General features: G+C 68.9%; 15 protein-coding genes and 5 pseudogenes. 13 read left to right on the forward strand and 7 right to left on the reverse strand.

From position 1 onward, the window contains the following. Positions 1–37: 37 nt before the first annotated feature. A pseudogene (locus tag AB0N14_RS29075) lies at positions 38–358 on the forward strand (hypothetical protein); the annotation flags it as partial. A 390-nt stretch (positions 359–748) separates the two neighbouring features. After that, positions 749–967, forward strand: coding sequence for a hypothetical protein (locus tag AB0N14_RS29080; RefSeq protein WP_366028711.1), 219 nt, complete (start codon positions 749–751; stop codon positions 965–967). Positions 968–1,167: 200 nt separating this feature from the next. Here AB0N14_RS29080 and AB0N14_RS29085 read toward each other — a convergent pair whose 3' ends face one another. Beyond that, complete coding sequence (locus AB0N14_RS29085; RefSeq protein WP_366028668.1) at positions 1,168–1,737, reverse strand: PadR family transcriptional regulator; 570 nt, start codon at positions 1,735–1,737, stop codon at positions 1,168–1,170. A 96-nt stretch (positions 1,738–1,833) separates the two neighbouring features. On the opposite strand from AB0N14_RS29085, the gene AB0N14_RS29090 reads away from it, so the two are divergent. Together AB0N14_RS29090 and AB0N14_RS29095 are read left to right on the forward strand one after the other, a co-directional pair. Next, positions 1,834–2,265 (forward strand): nuclear transport factor 2 family protein, encoded by a 432-nt coding sequence (locus tag AB0N14_RS29090; RefSeq protein WP_366028669.1) that lies wholly within the window; start codon positions 1,834–1,836, stop codon positions 2,263–2,265. 53 nt (positions 2,266–2,318) lie between these two features. Beyond that, positions 2,319–2,441, forward strand: coding sequence for a hypothetical protein (locus AB0N14_RS29095; RefSeq protein ID WP_366028670.1), 123 nt, complete (start codon positions 2,319–2,321; stop codon positions 2,439–2,441). Positions 2,442–2,671: 230 nt separating this feature from the next. Here AB0N14_RS29095 and AB0N14_RS29100 read toward each other — a convergent pair whose 3' ends face one another. Both AB0N14_RS29100 and AB0N14_RS29105 read right to left on the reverse strand, forming a co-directional pair. Further along, a complete protein-coding gene (locus tag AB0N14_RS29100; RefSeq protein WP_366028671.1) occupies positions 2,672–2,929 on the reverse strand; it encodes a VOC family protein in 258 nt (85 codons plus the stop codon). Positions 2,930–3,065: 136 nt separating this feature from the next. Further along, complete coding sequence (locus AB0N14_RS29105) at positions 3,066–3,233, reverse strand: ATP-binding protein (RefSeq protein WP_366028672.1); 168 nt, start codon at positions 3,231–3,233, stop codon at positions 3,066–3,068. Between the two features lie 281 nt (positions 3,234–3,514). Between AB0N14_RS29105 and AB0N14_RS29110 the strand changes: the two are divergent. The 7 genes and pseudogenes from AB0N14_RS29110 to AB0N14_RS29140 form a co-directional block, all read left to right on the forward strand. Next, positions 3,515–3,712 (forward strand): annotated as a pseudogene (locus tag AB0N14_RS29110) (MerR family transcriptional regulator); the annotation flags it as partial. A 270-nt stretch (positions 3,713–3,982) separates the two neighbouring features. Beyond that, positions 3,983–4,186, forward strand: a complete 204-nt coding sequence (locus tag AB0N14_RS29115; RefSeq protein ID WP_007383480.1) for a cold-shock protein — start codon at positions 3,983–3,985, stop codon at positions 4,184–4,186. A 189-nt stretch (positions 4,187–4,375) separates the two neighbouring features. Further along, positions 4,376–5,785: a DEAD/DEAH box helicase gene (locus AB0N14_RS29120; protein ID WP_366028673.1), complete on the forward strand. Its 1,410-nt coding sequence runs from the start codon at positions 4,376–4,378 to the stop codon at positions 5,783–5,785. A 181-nt stretch (positions 5,786–5,966) separates the two neighbouring features. After that, entirely contained in the window at positions 5,967–6,269 is a 303-nt protein-coding gene (locus AB0N14_RS29125) for a hypothetical protein (protein ID WP_366028674.1), read from the forward strand. A 21-nt stretch (positions 6,270–6,290) separates the two neighbouring features. Continuing rightward, a complete protein-coding gene (locus AB0N14_RS29130; RefSeq protein ID WP_366028675.1) occupies positions 6,291–6,590 on the forward strand; it encodes an SCO5918 family protein in 300 nt (99 codons plus the stop codon). 159 nt (positions 6,591–6,749) lie between these two features. Then, positions 6,750–7,223: a DUF5994 family protein gene (locus AB0N14_RS29135; RefSeq protein WP_366028676.1), complete on the forward strand. Its 474-nt coding sequence runs from the start codon at positions 6,750–6,752 to the stop codon at positions 7,221–7,223. 603 nt (positions 7,224–7,826) lie between these two features. Next, positions 7,827–8,282 (forward strand): annotated as a pseudogene (locus AB0N14_RS29140) (zinc-binding dehydrogenase); the annotation flags it as partial. Between the two features lie 9 nt (positions 8,283–8,291). Here AB0N14_RS29140 and AB0N14_RS29145 read toward each other — a convergent pair. Next, positions 8,292–8,510: pseudogene (locus tag AB0N14_RS29145) on the reverse strand (alpha/beta hydrolase); the annotation flags it as partial. A 345-nt stretch (positions 8,511–8,855) separates the two neighbouring features. After that, the gene (locus tag AB0N14_RS29150; RefSeq protein ID WP_200423372.1) at positions 8,856–9,131 is read right to left on the reverse strand and encodes a helix-turn-helix transcriptional regulator; all 276 of its coding nucleotides are present in this window, start codon (positions 9,129–9,131) and stop codon (positions 8,856–8,858) included. Between the two features lie 59 nt (positions 9,132–9,190). On the opposite strand from AB0N14_RS29150, the gene map reads away from it, so the two are divergent. Further along, positions 9,191–9,958 carry a type I methionyl aminopeptidase gene (gene map, locus AB0N14_RS29155; protein WP_366028678.1) on the forward strand — a complete coding sequence of 256 codons (768 nt, stop codon included), beginning with the start codon at positions 9,191–9,193 and terminating at the stop codon, positions 9,956–9,958. A 279-nt stretch (positions 9,959–10,237) separates the two neighbouring features. On the opposite strand, the gene AB0N14_RS29160 is transcribed toward map, so the two are convergent. Next, positions 10,238–11,107: a class II glutamine amidotransferase gene (locus tag AB0N14_RS29160; RefSeq protein ID WP_366028679.1), complete on the reverse strand. Its 870-nt coding sequence runs from the start codon at positions 11,105–11,107 to the stop codon at positions 10,238–10,240. A gap of 383 nt (positions 11,108–11,490) precedes the next feature. Continuing rightward, positions 11,491–11,701: pseudogene (locus AB0N14_RS29165) on the reverse strand (hypothetical protein); the annotation flags it as partial. Positions 11,702–12,409: 708 nt separating this feature from the next. Between AB0N14_RS29165 and AB0N14_RS29170 the strand changes: the two are divergent. After that, positions 12,410–13,237, forward strand: coding sequence for an alpha/beta hydrolase (locus AB0N14_RS29170; protein ID WP_366028680.1), 828 nt, complete (start codon positions 12,410–12,412; stop codon positions 13,235–13,237). The last annotated feature ends 77 nt before the right edge of the window (positions 13,238–13,314 follow it).

Below are 13,314 nucleotides of genomic sequence, written 5' to 3' on the forward strand. Positions count from 1 at the left end.
GACGGGCCGTGGCGTCAGCATGTTCGACCATCGGGGGATGGGCGTGAGTACCGCCTACGTGCCGCACCAGTCACAGCCGCCCGTGCCTGCCTCCAAGCCGACGGCGGCCACGGCCCTGTACGCGAGTGAGCCCACCCGGCTGCTGTGCGCGGGCACCTACCTGGATTCCGACTTCCGACACCGAGTCATCGAGGAGCTGTATCTCAACGAGCAGCGCATCGCGGCCCCTTCAGTCGGCTTCGACGCCGCCCGCGTCCTCGCCCACGCCCTGCGCGCCCGCCGCCTGGAGCTGAGCTGGGACCTGGGCGTCCTTCTGCTGTGGGTGGTTGGTGCCGCGCTCAGTGAGGGCCTGCTGCTTGTGCTCCTTGCCTGCGGGGTGGGCTGGCCGGCGGCGACGGTCCGGCAACGGTCCGTGCGACGGCGATCCCCTCGCCCGTCGCAAGCGGCTCGGCGTCCTCGAACCCGGCCACGGGCGGTTCGAGCCCCGGCGACTCGGCCTCCGCCTCCCCATCGGCGGAGGCGTCCGCCCCGCCCGAGGGCTATCAGAGGGTGGACGACCCCGACGGCTTCACCATGGCCGTACCGGACGGCTGGCAGCGCAGCGTCCGCTCGAACGGCATCTTCTACGCCACGGACGGCGACCGCAGGCTTCTCCAGGTCTTCGTCGTCACGGAGCCTGGGATGTCGGCCTACGACGCGGTCAGCAAGTCCTCCGAGAATCTCGCCAGCAAGCCCGGGTACGAAGGAGGTGAGCTTGGACCGCGCCCCCGATACGGGCGGCACGTCCGGCGCGGTGGGGGACGACGTTGCCCGGCTGGTCTATGCCTACGACAGCGAGACGCAGGGGGAGCGCCGGCAGGCGGTGGAGTACGCCTTCACCGCCGACAACGGCAAGCTGTACGCGGTTCTGGCGGCCGGTCGGCTGCCCAGTGGCCGCAGCAGCAGCGGGACGCCGACACGGCCTTGAAGTTCTTCGCGACCCGCTGACTTGCCAACCCGCTGATTTTCAGGTTCTTGCCGTCCCTGATGTCGCCGCCGAGATGGGCATCTCCGGCACCACAGCGCACATGCCGGTCGGCGAAGCCGCGCAGGCCAGTGGTGTCGTCGCCGTCACCGAGGCCCTCGGTCCGGCTGTCGCCCAGGGCGACATGACGGCAGTACGCCGGATCAGTGCCGGGTACGGGCCCGCCGCCTCTCCTCGAGGACCGCGATCGTATGCGTGCACCAGTCGCGGTTTTCCTGCTCGAAGGCCAGGCCGCGCAGGCAGGTCAGGTACGGGCCGATGCGGTCGCCGTGGCGGAGGAACTCCTCCTCCGCGCGGTCGCCCCGCAGGCGGCGCAGCAGTTCGCCGAAGAGGTCGATCTTGGCCTGGGCGACGGTGGCTCGTTCGGCCAGCTCGGCGATCAGGGCGTCGGTGTCGACGCGGTCGGCGGCCTGGACCTTGACGAGCAGGTCGTCGCGAATGAAGGCCGGCTTGGCGGAGGCGGCCGTGAAGTTCTCCAGCTCGGCCAGGCCGGCCTCCGTCACGTGAAACAGCCGCTTGTTCGGCCGGCTCTCCTGCACCACCTCCCGGCCCGCGACCAGCCCTTCCTTCTCCAGCCTGGTCAGCTCGGCGTAGAGCTGCTGAGGCTGGGCGTACCAGAAGTTGGCCACACCGACGTCGAACGCCTTGGCCAGCTGGTAGCCGCTGAGCTCGCCGTCGAGCAGCGCAGCCAGCACGGCGTGCCGTAGTGCCATGGAGTCCGCTCCCCTACATGCCTCTGTCGCTGTACCGGCCGCTCATGATACTCATAAAAATGACTAATCAAGTTCCTGACTATGGAGGGTAGGCCCGTGAACACCGCAGCCCGTTTCCGCGCAGCCGTCGACAACCAGGACCTCGCGGCCCTGGACGACCTGTTCACCGACGACATCCGCTTCTACAGCCCCGTGAAGTTCACGCCCTTCGAGGGCAAGCCGATGGTGATGGGACTTTTCGGGGTTCTGCTGCGCACCTTCGAGGACTTCCGATACATCGGCGACTACGTCGGCACCGCGCAGACCAGCACCGACGCCAGTACCGCGCCGTCCACAGTGCTGCTCTTCCGCGCCACGGCGGGCGGCAAGGAGATCCACGGCATCGACCTGCTGCATTTCGACGACGACGGCCGGATCAAGGAGTTCACCGTCATGGTCCGTCCCCAGTCCGCCGTGCACGCCCTCAGCGAGGCCGTCCTCGCCGGCCTGGTCGCGGACGGCCTGGTCCCCGCCCCCACCCGTCCGTAGACGACCACGGGCCAGAGACCGTCCGCCCGGACCCGGCCGCCGGCCCGACGCCGATGGCCGATCACGTGCGGCGGCTGTGCGAGCTGCTGCTGCGCTCCAACGGCATCGACTCCCTGGCCGACTTCACCGCCGACCAGGACCCCAGGGGCGCGCGCACCTTCGCCTGCCTGCTCTGACGCTCGACCAGCTGAAAGCGCCATGTACAGGTGGAGGTTCGCCGCAGGTGGGCAGGACCGGCTTGCCGCCCACCTGCTCGCCGCCCATCACGCCGCTGTCGGAGTCAGCCCGGACGCCCGCCTTTGGCGGGCGCAGGCCCGCATGCGAACGAGCTCAGCACTTCATCAGGACCGCACGCCTGCTGAGGGCTGTCCCGCCATGAGCGTAGCGGGGTGTCGGGGACTGGTCGTCACGCCTCCTGGTAGAGGTTGACGATGTTGCCGTCCGGGTCACGCAGCCACACTGAGCGGCGTCCCCGCGGCTGGGTTGTCGGCGGCTTGAGGATCTCAACGCCCCGAGCCAACAGTCGTTCGTGGCGTGCGTCCACGTCGGTGACCTGGAACTCCATGGTGAAGCCTCCGCTCGCAGCGACGGCCATCGATCCGGGCACCATCGACTCCATGCCTTGTATGGAGAAGAACGACAGGACAGCGCCGGGGACCGTCACCCGATTGGGGCTCTTGAAGTGACGGAATGTCGGTCACCCGTGGACTGTGAGGTGCGGCAGGCGCCCACGGGGGTTGCGGGTTCCCCTGTACGCGCGCGGGTGGGCGGGCGGTGTCCGTTGGGGGTGCCATGTGGGTTCAGCGCCTCTGCGGCGAGGCTGCCGGCCGGTTGGCGGACTGCTGTGCCCAGACGGTCCTTCCCCCTTCGTGGTAGCGGGTGCCCCAGTGATCGGCGAGGTTGGCGATGATGAACAGCCCGCGTCCGTGCTCGTTCGACAGTGCGGGCGTGCTTGATGTGGGGAGCACTGGTCGCTGCGTCCCTGACCTCGCAGGTGAGTACCTGGTCGTAGATGAGGCGCAGTTGAAGGGGTGGGGAGCCGTAGCGGATGGCGTTGCCGACGAGTTCGCCGGCGATGAGCTCGGTGGTGAAGGCGGTTTCCTCGTCGATGTTCCAGGTCGTGAGCTGGTCACGTCGGAGGGCGGACACCGCCGTTACTCCCGCTACCCGCTACCCGCTACCCGCTACCCGCTACCCGCTACCCGCTACCCGCTACCCGCTACCCGCTACCCGCTACCCGCTACCCGCTACCCGCTATCCGCTACCCGCTGCGTCTCGCCGCCCGCGCCGCGAGCTCGTCGACCACGGAACTGCCGTCGAGGCCGCGTGCCGCGTCATCCTTGAGGACCAGCTGGAGGAGGCCAGGTGTCTGAACGAGGAGATGCCCTGCAGGCTGGGCGGCTCCGGCATGGGTGACAACCGTGAGCTGAACAGTCCGCCCGAGTGAATATCTGTCACCGCCGTTGCAGATTTACACACGGAATCCCGAAAGGTTCTCCATCTCCGTGGGACCAGAATACTGTCCCCGCTGGATCAGGATGGAAGAAGACGCGGGCGCTCCGCGTGCGCCTGTGTTACCGTGAAACAGTCGCAGCTTTGGTGGCCGGAGATTTTTCGTACAAAATCCTCCAGGTTTCCGGTCTCCCGGATGGGTGATCATTGCGGCGACTCGGGTCTGCGCAGTGCGGATCCCGGCATGCCCGTAGGGAGATTGAATATGGCATCTGGCACCGTGAAGTGGTTCAACGCGGAAAAGGGCTTCGGCTTCATCGAGCAGGACGGCGGCGGCGCCGACGTGTTCGCGCACTACTCGAACATCGCCACCTCCGGCTTCCGCGAGCTTCAGGAGGGCCAGAAGGTGACCTTCGACGTGACTCAGGGCCAGAAGGGCCCGCAGGCGGAGAACATCGTTCCCGCCTGACGCCGACGCGTATGACGTGGCTGGGGCCCGCGCTCTTGGGGCGCGGGCCCCAGTCCGTTTACCCCGCACTTTTTCACCTCCCGCCTTTCCGGCTTCCCTTCGGCTCATTCTTGCGAATTCTGCCGCGGTTCCTCGCCGCCGAATGGAATTCCTCGATACGTGCCGCGCGCATCGAGGAAGGTTCCTCCATTGAACCGCACCGGTTCTACCGGTAACAATTCTGCTCCTTTCCGTTCGCGGAGGACGAGCCCGCAAGGGAGGGGGGCACCCTGCAGTGAGTTCGCCCTTCCCGTTACGCTCACCGAGGCACTGCCCGCAGTGGAGGCGTTCAGCGATCTGGATCTGCCCGGGCCTGTGCGCACCGCGCTGCGCGCCGCAGGCGTGACCGTGCCGTTCCCGATCCAGGCGGCGACCCTGCCGAACTCGTTGGCCGGCCGCGACGTCCTGGGCCGCGGACGTACGGGTTCGGGCAAGACGCTTGCTTTCGGCCTGCCCCTGCTGACCCGCCTGGAAGGGCAGCGGGCCGAGTCCCGGCAGCCTCTCGCCCTCGTCCTCGTACCCACCCGGGAACTGGCCCAGCAGGTCACCGAGGCACTCAGCCCCTACGCGCGGGCGTTGCGCCTGCGGCTGACCACCGTGGTCGGCGGCATGTCCATCGCTCGACAGACGGCCGCACTGCGCACCGGAGCCGAGGTCGTCGTCGCGACCCCCGGCCGGCTGAAGGACCTCATCGATCGCGACGGCTGCCGGCTGGACCACGTGGCCGTCACCGTCCTGGACGAGGCCGACCAGATGACCGACATGGGCTTTCTGCCGCAGGTGACCGCCCTGCTCGACCAGGTGCCCGCCGACGGCCAACGGCTGTTGTTCTCGGCGACGCTCGACCGCAACATCGACCTGTTGGTACGCCGTTACCTGCACGACCCCGTCGTGCACTCGGTCGACCCGTCGGCGGGCGCGGTCGCCACCATGGAGCACCACCTGCTGCACGTCCGCGACGGCGACAAGCACACCACCGCCACCGAGATCGCCGCCCGCGACGGACGGGTGATCATGTTCCTGGACACCAAGCACGCGGCGGAACGGCTGGCCAGGCACCTGCTGTCGGTCGGCGTACGCGCCTCGGCCCTGCACGGCGGCAAGTCCCAGCCGCAACGCACGCGCACGCTCGACCAGTTCAAGGACGGACACGTCACGGTCCTGGTGGCCACCAACGTCGCCGCCCGCGGCCTGCACGTCGACAATGTCGACCTCGTCGTCAACGTCGACCCGCCCGGCGACCACAAGGACTACCTGCACCGCGGCGGTCGTACCGCCCGCGCCGGCGAGTCCGGCACCGTCGTCACGCTCGTCCTGCCGCACCAGCGGCGCACGGTGAACCGCCTCATGGCCGACGCCGGCATCACCGCCCACACCACCCACGTCGGCCCGGGCGAGCCCGAGCTGAGCCGTATCACCGGCGCCCGGACGCCCTCCGGAGTGCCCGTGACCCTCGCCGCACCGGCCGCCGAACCATCCCAGCGCCCCGGATCCGCCGGGCGCGGCCGAGGCGGGCGGGCGAGGCGGCCTCGGCGTCCCGCGCCCGGCAGGAACCGATAGGGGCACGCACCTTCGGCCGGCACCGGAAGCCCGCCCCGCCGACGAAGGCAAGCCCTTGAACCCCCAAGAGGAGAAACTCTTGCCCCATGCCCCGCACAGCCCTTCGCCCCTTGCAGCCGACGGCACAGGCCTCACAGCCCGCGACGCCATGGGTGCTCCCGGACTCCAGATAGACGATCACATGACCGTCGACGTGGCGCTGTCCGTGCTCATCGGCGCGCGCGCCACCCACCTGCTCCTGCAGGACGACGACGGCCGCTGCTCAGGGCTGGTCACCAGGGCTCAGCTCACCGCCCACCGCGCAGGCTCCTCGTACAGCGACCGGACCCGGTTGCGGGACATGCCGCTGGAGCGTGGACCGTTCACCTCGTCCGCGTCGGCCCTGAGCGACGCGGAAGCCGCCATGCGGGTGCGGACGCTGGACGCGTCCCCCGTGGTCGACGAGCAGGGCTACGCCCTGGGCGTCCTGACCGTCACACCCTGACCGTTCCCCGTGGAGGCGCACATGCGCTGTGTCATCGCCCGTTTCCCCTTCGACCTGACAAAGAACGAGGTCGAACAATCGATGGAGAGCGTCCGGCCCGAACCCGCCGTGGGCATCTGCGTGACCATCGCCGGCAGGGCCTATCCGGTCAAGCAAGTCGGGCAGATCATCACCAAACAGGACCGTCGCGACTTCACGGCCGCCGAGGTGAGCAGGGCACTGACCCGGCTCGGCTTCACCTGCTACCAGGCGCCGACTGTCCGCCCGCAGGTCCACCCTGACCCTTCGTCGCTTCCCTGGGCCGACACGCCGCTGGGCTAGATCCCGCGGACCTGTTGTGGTCGCACTCGCCTCGTGCTTCGAAACGGACGTACGGTGGGCGGCACCGAGACCATGTCGCGCGACGCGACCGCGGCGGTGCCGTTCCCGGCGAACGACGGAAACGGGCGGCCTGAAGCCGCCCGGGACGGGATCACACGTATGGTCACGAACGCAAGGCCCCTCGAGAACGTTTCCCCGGCTGGGACACGCACCTACCGGATGCCCCTTCCCCGGCTGACGCTCACTTCCGACGCCGGCCGCGGGCTGCTGGACGGAGCCTGGTGGCCCCGCTGCGACGCTCTGGAACTGGAACTGCCGGCGCTGGTCGGCGCGGTCGACCCCGGATTCGGCACGGTCGCCCGCGTCACCGTGGACACCGCCGCCTGGCCCGACGCCCCGCGTACGGTCCCGGCGCCCGGCCACGTCATCGAAGTGTCCCTGTCGGCCGTCGACATCGAGGCCCACACCATCACCCTGGACTGCGGCTTCGTGGGGCGCCGGGAGTTGCTGGTCGTCCCGCCCGGCCAACCCGCCGATGCGGCCCGCTGGTTGCTGTCCACCGCCGCGGATCCGTGGAACGCCCTAGCGGCCACCCACATGCTGGCGCTCGCCGAGGCCCGCTGGGGGCGCTGAGCGGGGGAGAAGCCGCGGTGCTGACGCTCACAGCGTCTGCGGACGGCAGGCAGCCTTCTGCTTGGGCCACATCACCGTGGGCCGGAAGCATGTGGCGCCTGGATGAGGCAGAAGCTCAGCGACCACCGCTGGGCGTTCCTCTCGGCGTACTACCCCCCAGCGGGGAACTGTGCCAAGCGCGCGGAGGCCGATGCACCCGTAACCGGTGACCACCCGTTCGCTGGTGACGAGGACCAGCCCGTCGACCGCGGCCTGCTTGCTTCCGGAGATTCCACCGTCCCGGGCCGGAACGAAGTAGGGGGAGGATGGTTGGGCGGCGCGGATGCACCGAGATGGGGGCGCGCTCGTGTTGCGTGTCGGCGGTGCGCTGCCGCAAGCCGCCGGCAGTGCGGCGGCGACCAGCGGGGGACGTCGGTGGGGGAGAGGCGGGGCGGCGCGTGGCCATTTCAGCTACGGGACCGAGGGCGGCGGTCCCCCCTTGGCGTGGCTGCTCCCTGCGCTCGTCAGAATCGCGCTCGCGACAACCTCGAAGAGGCGATCGACGCGTGGTGCCGGCGAGGGTTGATCGCCGAGCCAAGCGAGCATGGCTACCAGCGCAAACAAATCGGCGCCGTCGATATCGCTCCGCGCCATGCCCGCGTCATCGCGGTGGCATCGGGCGCGCATGAATCGTTCCTGCGCGAACTGGGCGCCGACGAGTTCATCGACTACACCAAGAGTCGTCCTGAGGAACTCGTGCACGGCGTCGACCTCGTTCTCGACACCGTCGGTGGCCCCGACAGCGAGCGCTTCCTGCGGACGCTCAAGCGCGGGGGCGCCCTGTTCCCCGTGTTTCCCGGGGACTTCGATGAAGAAGAGACCGCGAAGCTGGGCGTCACGGTCTCGAGCGCCCAGGTCCGCTCGAACGGCGCGCAGCTCGCTGAACTGGGGCGCCTGCTCGACGCGGGTACGGTCCGTGTAGCGATCGACAGCACGTTTGCGCTCGCGGATGCCCGAGCAGCGCACGAACGCGCCGCCCGAGGGCACATCCAGGGCGAGATCGTACTCACGGTCGCTTAGGAACGAGCCGACGTGGGAGCCGCAGCCGGTCGCGAGGCGCTGTGCCCGGCCGGCCATCGCCGGTGACTTCTTGTGGTTGCCGCCGCCGTGGCCCATCAGGATCAGGGGCGCGCGATCGGTCGCGCCGGAGGCCGGCGACCGGAGCACGCCGGGGACGTCGCCCACGGTGAAGTCGCGCTCGACCACGCCGTTCGACGACGACTCGGCAGTGAACTGCACAGGGTGCATAGGTGTTGCCTTTCGGGAGTGCCCTGTTGTCGAGGCGCTCCCGGCGACACCTACGTCAATCGCCCGGCCGTGACGGGAAGGGGGAGCACCCACATCGATACAGCGTTCACGGGTCTCACCTCCTCGGGCGGTGTCACGGGCAACTGCAAGCTACAAACCCGAGCATCATCCCGTCCAATCCTTCCCCGCCATGCGATCACGACTCCAGACAGGGCCCAGGGCGCCGTCACCTGTGGCCCACCCGCCCAGGCAGCACTGCGCCGCCTGACCTCGACGGCCCGCATGACGACCGAGCCGAGCAGGTCACCGTCACCGACGTGCGTCGCCCGGCGCTGACCTTTGCTCTCAGGCCGAAAGCGCCGACTCCTGCCAGTCCGGATCGTGTGCGCAGGCGGCCGCCAGCTCGTCCAAGGACACCTGGAGCGCGGCGGCCAGAGCTGCGACGGTGAAGAAGGCCGGTGTGGGAGCCCTGCCTGTCTCGATCTTGCGCAGCGTCTCCGCGGAGACTCCTGCCGCCGCGGCCACCTCCGTCATGCTCCGGTCGCCGCGTGCCTGACGCAGCAGCGCGCCGAACCGCTCGCCGCGTTCTCGTTCCCATGGAGTCAGTGGAGTTCTCACCATGACCGTGATACTAATACCGGTATAAGTATTGGGTCTTCCTGGGTTGGGAATCACAGGACATGGTGGAGATCAAGACCGATGCCGCGCTGGACGCGATGCGGGAAGCCGGACGCGTGGTGGCCCAGGCTCTGGCCGCCGCCCGGGAAGCAGCCCGGGTAGGGGTGTCCCTGCGGGAACTCGACGAGGCGGCCCGAGCCGTCCTGGCCAAGGCCGGAGCCCGATCGCCCTTCCTCGGATACCGGCCGTCCTTCGCCCCCACCCCCTTCCCCGCGGTGATCTGCACCTCGGTCAACGACGCCGTGGTCCACGGCATCCCCACCAACTACCGCCTGAGGGACGGCGATCTGGTGAGCATCGACTGCGGCGCCCAGCTCGACGGCTGGACGGGCGACGCCGCCATCACCTTCACCGTCGGAACACCGCGCCCCTCCGACGTGGACCTGATCGACGCCACCCGGCAGGCCCTCGACGCCGGCATCGCCGCCGCCCAAGTGGGCAGCCGTATCGGCGACATCTCCCACGCCATCGGCACCGTCGCCCGCAAGGCAGGCTGCGGGATGCCCGCCGACTTCGGCGGCCACGGCATCGGCCGCCGCATGCACGAAGACCCCCACGTGCCCAACCGCGGCCGCCCCGGCCGCGGTTTCCACCTCCGCCACGGCCTGGTCCTCGCCATCGAACCCATGCTCATGGCCGGCGGACAGGACACCTACCGCACCGATACCGACGGCTGGACCCTGCGCACCACCGACGGCAGCAGCGCCGCCCACATCGAGCACACCGTCGCCATCACCGACCAGGGCCCCCGCATCCTCACCCTGCCCTGACCCCAGCGCCCACCAGCGGACGGGCCCGTGGTCCCCGCCCCACCAGCCGGACGGGCGGGACGCGGGCGTGCCGTGTGGCCGTACGACCCTGCGACCCGCGCGCTTTGTGCCCGCCTCCTATCAACGCCGGGCGCAGCAGCGGGGATCGGAAGCCGCCGCACTGCGGGCAGGCGCCGTTCGCTACGCCTCGAACGCTCTCCCTGCGAGCCGTCGAGGACCACGGCCTGCTCGCTGTCGACGGACGCTGATCAGGCCACTGAACGCTCGTGAGCAATACACCTAGGCGGGGTTCTGGGAGGCGGCGGCGTCAGGGCGCAGGTCATTGAGGCTGAGCTGGTGTGCCGGGGCGTCGGGCAGGATCATCCGGTGGGTGGTGCGAAGGTCGGGGCCGACGTGAAGAAGCTCACCGGGCTGCATCTCGCGCCAATGGCGGTTGTCGTCCATGCGTTCGCTGGCGACGACGACGCCGGGGTGGTCGGCCAGGTGCTCGGAGTGGATGCGCATGCGGCCGTGGCTGCCGCTGTGATCGAGATGCCGGCTGCCGTACTGGCCGCCCGCCCGACGCTCGAGGACGTACAGATCATGGGTGTCCGGATAGCGCAGCGCCCACAACTGGTCGGAGGTGATGAGGATCAGGTTCAGGGCGTAGACGGGCAGGTTGCCGGCGATCCAACGGGCCGCCTGCTCGATACCCGCAGAGACATCACCGTCGTGCTTGCGGGTCTCCCGGGTGATCAGGGCGAAGAACCGCTCGGAATCGGTGTCGCCCTGGACCAGCGACCGGTCCTCGCCAAGGTGGTCATCGAGCTTGTCGAGCCCTTCGATGACCCCGTTGTGTGCGAAGAGCCGACCGTCCTGCTCGAAGGGGTGGGTGTTGCGGGTGTCCAGGCTGCCGGTGGAGGCGAAGCGCACATGGGCCAGGAAGGTTGCCGACTCCTCTTGCCTGGCCTCCCGGGCGAAGGCCCGGTCCTGGTACGCGGCGATGGGTGCCTTGTCGACGCGCGGGGTGCCGTCGGCGGCGAAGTACCCCAGGCCGGTGCCGTCCGGTTCGCGGTGGCTCTGTCGGCTGAGACTGTCGGGGGCGTCCAGCAACCAGAAGGTGGCGTGGGCGCGCCGCGGAGCGCAGCTGAGACCGAACAGGCGGCACATGGGTTTCTCATCTCCTCAAATGTCTCAACGGCATCGGCACCCTTGATCGCATATGAGGGTGCCCAGCCGGGCAGTGCAGCATCAGAGATGATCGGTCTGTTCCCCCGAACAGCGCAGCGAACTGGCCTGTGAATATGTGATGGTGCGTCAGGGACCGGCTCGTGGACTGCTCCTCCCAAGTCTCTCTGTGTTCATGCGCCCGGCTGGTCCACCCGGCCGGCACCTGCCGAAGCCGGTCGGCTTTGATCCGGCCCTGATTGAGACCGCCGTACATCGACCCACGCCCGCGTCGGTGCTCGGGCAGCAGCGTCGCCTCGCTGAGGTGGGTGCCGATGTCCGCTACCAGCAGTGGCTCTCTGCTGGCAGGGGGATATCGGCGAGGCCATGCGGGCGGAGGCGGCGAGCTTGACGTGAACCTCGACCTGCCCGGCGGCGCTGCTGGAGCCGGTCCTCGACGCGGGAGGCGACCGGGCGGGCGAGCTGCTGCAGTTGCTCCTGGCGGAGCAGGCGCTGCTCACGCGGGTTCTGGCGTAGCGCCGCAAGATCCTCGGCCGACAGATGCAGGAGTAACCCGCAATTCCGCGGTTGCCTCATGGCCGTCGCGGCGGCGGATCCGCACCCGCCCTGACCAGGGGCTGCCCGCAAAGACACGGGGAAATTCCGGGGCGCCCGAAACCAGCAGCCCCTTGGCGGGACTATGGAGCACTTGGTCCGCCGAATAGCCTGCCCCATAGGCGTTCGGCGGCCCCGGTCCACACGGAGACCATCATGTCGGCACCGAGCACTGCCAGGACGTCACCCGGTTCCACAGCCCACTCTTCAGCTGAGGATCTCGTAGAACCATCAGTGGACATACTGCAACTATGCCGCGCATGTGTCGGGCCCTCCGCGGCAGCGGGCCACGCTGATCACGCCTCGACGCGATCGTCCGATCCGAAGGGGAGACTGTGGGAGTACCCAGTATTCGCCGGGACTGCTGAGGCCCGCGCGCGTGACTGCGTTGGCGCACTCGGTCGTGGGCGGTGCCGACGTCCGCTTCGCCAAGACCTGCCGGATCCTTGCCGAGCCGGCCGTTGGCCGCGCGGACCGCACGGGGGCGCTGTGGCCTGCCCGACGCGCTCAAGGGGGGCTTTCCGAGTAGCGTACGAAGCACGACGTGCTCATCGGCCGCCTTCCGCTGCCGGCCTCTCCGTCGCCCGCGATGCGCGTCCGCTGCTGGTCGTGGCGTGACATTCCAAGTGCGGCTCGGACACTGAATTCCCATGCAGTGCGGAGTTCCGGGCAAGTGCTAGAGAGGCAATCATGGCCTTTGCCACTGCCAAGGACGGCACACAGATCTACTTCAAGGACTGGGGATCGGGCCCGCCGGTCGTTTTCTCCCACGGCTGGCCACTGATCGCGGACGCGTGGGATCCGCAGCTGAAGCTGATGGCGGACAATGGCTTCCGGGTCGTGGCCCACGACCGGCGTGGGGGTGGACGCTCGGGCCAGCCCTGGCAGGGGAACGACCTCGACACGTACGCTGAGGATCTGGCCTCGGTCATCGAGGCCCTCGACCTTCGTGATGTCATCCTGGTCGGTCACTCGACCGGTGGGGGAGAGGTCACGCGCTATATCGGCCGACACGGCTCGAGGCGTGTCACCAAGGCGGTTCTGCTCGGCGCGATCCCCCCGTTGATGCTCAAGACGGAAGCGAACCCGGAGGGGCTGCCGATCGACGTCTTCGACGAGATCCGAAAAGGCGTGCTGACGGACCGTTCCCAGTTCTACAAGGACCTCAGTGCTCCCTTCTACGGCGCCAACCGCGGGGGATCGACCGTTTCTCAGGGGACTCGCGACGAGTTCTGGCTGTGGAGCATGACGGTGGGCATCAAGGGCGCCCACGACTGCGTCAAGGCGTTCTCCGAGACCGACCTCACCGAGGATCTCAAGAAGTTCGACGTCCCCACGCTGATCATTCACGGCGACGATGACCAGATCGTTCCCGTCGTGGCATCCGCTAACAAATCGTCGAAGCTTGTGAAAGACGTGAGCTTCAAGGTCTACCCGGGTGCTCCGCACGGCTTGTCGATGGTTCCCGAGTTCGCGGATCGGTTCAACGCCGACCTGCTCGCATTCGCACGCGGCTGACCAGCCAGGGGGTCATGTGCTCTTGGGCTGGTCGTCCAGCGCGGTCCATCGACCCCGTTGGCCCGCAGATGCAAAGG

This window comes from Streptomyces sp. NPDC051104, from assembly GCF_040682835.1.
In the GTDB taxonomy this organism is placed as follows: domain Bacteria; phylum Actinomycetota; class Actinomycetes; order Streptomycetales; family Streptomycetaceae; genus Streptomyces; species Streptomyces cynarae.